General features: G+C 76.7%; 2 protein-coding genes. One reads left to right on the forward strand and one right to left on the reverse strand.

Going from position 1 to position 2,049, the window contains the following annotated elements:
* Positions 1–1,384: DUF5691 domain-containing protein (locus AA75_RS27110; RefSeq protein WP_033822896.1), on the forward strand; the 1,384-nt coding region annotated here is incomplete at its 5' end.
* Between the two features lie 32 nt (positions 1,385–1,416).
* Here the strand turns inward: AA75_RS27110 and AA75_RS27115 are convergent.
* Entirely contained in the window at positions 1,417–1,824 is a 408-nt protein-coding gene (locus AA75_RS27115; RefSeq protein ID WP_033822897.1) for a cobalamin B12-binding domain-containing protein, read from the reverse strand.
* Positions 1,825–2,049 lie beyond the last annotated feature (225 nt).

Genomic DNA, 2,049 nt, shown 5'->3' on the forward strand with positions numbered 1-2,049 from the left:
GCTGCCCGTGCCCGAACTCCCGCCGCCCGCCGCGGCGGACACCCGTCCCGAGCTGCCCGAGGCCGCGGCCCGCCGACTGGCGGTGCTGGTCGGCGGGCGCCCGGCCGGGGCCGCGCCGGCCAACCTCGCCGAGCTGCTGCCGCAGTGGATCGAGGCGGCGCAGGCCCGGGGCTACCGGCTGCCGCCGGCGCTGGTCCCTCCGCTGCTGGACGCCGCCCGGGCCCGTAGCGAGCTGCGCTCCGGCGCGGTCGCGCTGGCCGGTCCGCTGGGCCGCTGGCTCGCCGAGCGGAACCAGGACTGGCGGTTCGTGCACCGCACGGCCACGGAAGGCGTGGGGACGGCGGCCGCGGCCGCCGGGAGCGCGCAGCAGGCCGGTTCGCAGGTCTGGCAGGAGGGCCTGTTCGCGGAACGGGTCACCCACCTCTCCCGGCTGCGCCGGGAACGCCCCCGGGAGGCGCTGGAGTTGCTCGGCTCGACCTGGTCGACCGAGCGCGCCGAGGACCGGGTGCTGTTCCTGGACGCCCTGCAGGAGGGGCTCTCGGCGGCGGACGAGGAGTTCCTGGAGGCCGCGCTGACCGATCGCAGCAAGAACGTCCGGGCGACCGCCGCCGAGCTGCTCTCCACCCTGCCCGGGTCCGCACTTGCCACCCGGATGGCGGAGCGCGCGCGGGCTGCGGTCCGCCTCGACGGGCGCCGGCTGCTCGTCAGCCCGCCCAGCGGGTGCGACGCCGGGATGCAGCGGGACGGCATACCCCTCAAGTCACCGACCGGCCGGGGCGAACGGGCCTGGTGGTTCGGGGAGATCGTCGCGGCCGCGCCGCTGTCGATCTGGTCCGCCGACACCGGCCTCGGCCCGGAGCAGCTGCTGCGGCTGCCGGTCGGCGACGGCGGCACGGACTGGACGGACGACCTGCGGGAGGCCTGGGCCAGGGCCGCCGTCCGCCAGCAGGACGCCGACTGGGCCCGGGCCCTGCTCGGTCCGGTACCGCGTCCCGGCGGCCCCGGGCGGGCGGCGGGATCCCCGGCCCGGTTGCTGTCGGTGCTCCCCGCACCCGAGCGGGCCGCCTGGACGGCCGCCTTCGTCCGTACCCACGGCCTGGGCGACGCCTTCCAGCTGCTGGGGGCCTGCGCCGCGCCGTGGACGCCGCCGCTGTCGACCGCCGTGGTCGCGGCCCTGGAGCGGGCCGCCCGCTCCGGCGCGTACCCGTGGAGCCACAGCGGGGTCCTGGGCATGACGGAGCGGGCGCTGTCCCCCGGGACGGCCCCGGCCGTGGAGGCGCTGGCGGCCGACGCCGCGCCCGACACCGCCTGGGCCGAGACCTTCGCCCGGCTGGCCGGGACGCTGCGCTTCCGGGCCGCGATGCTGGCGGAACTCGACGGGTGACCGCGCCGCGGGCGGCGAGGGTGCGCGGCGGGTCAGCCGGCCGCGCGCAGGTTGGCCTCGACCCAGGCCACCACGTCCTGGGTCGGGGTGCCCGGGGTGAAGATGTCGGCGACGCCGAGCGCCTTCAGCTCGACGATGTCCTCGGGCGGCACGATGCCGCCGCAGAACACCTTGATGTCCTCGGCGTCGCGCTCCCGGAGCAGTTCCAGCACCTTGGCGCAGAGCGTCATGTGGGCGCCGGAGAGGATCGACAGGCCGATGCCGTCGGCGTCCTCCTGGATCGCGGTGTCGACGATCTGCTCCGGCGTCTGGTGGAGGCCGGTGTAGATGACCTCCATACCGGCGTCGCGCAGCGCCCGGGCGATCACCTTGGCTCCCCGGTCGTGGCCGTCCAGCCCCGGCTTGGCGACCACCACACGGATCGGGCCTGACACGCCCATGACTGCCTCCTGGACCTCATCGTCCATCACCCGACCGGCCCGGCCGGGACGGGTGTGGTGTTAACCACTCTTAACAGACCTGAGGGGAGGGTAGCGCCAACCGCGCCCGGCGTCCGTTTCGCCCGTCGAGAGGAGGGGAAAATCACAGCACCGCCCACCCGTCACCCCCGCGCCGTCCGCCGCGGGGCCCCCGCGCCACCCTGCCCGGGGAGAGCCGTATGACCC

The sequence above is a fragment of the Kitasatospora sp. MBT63 genome, from assembly GCF_000710465.2.
GTDB lineage: Bacteria > Actinomycetota > Actinomycetes > Streptomycetales > Streptomycetaceae > Kitasatospora.

Coding starts and splice junctions, on each gene's coding strand:
- AA75_RS27115 (WP_033822897.1), bottom strand. CDS start 1,824: ATGGGCGTGTCAGGCCCGATCCGTGTGGTGGTCGCCAAGCCGGGGCTG.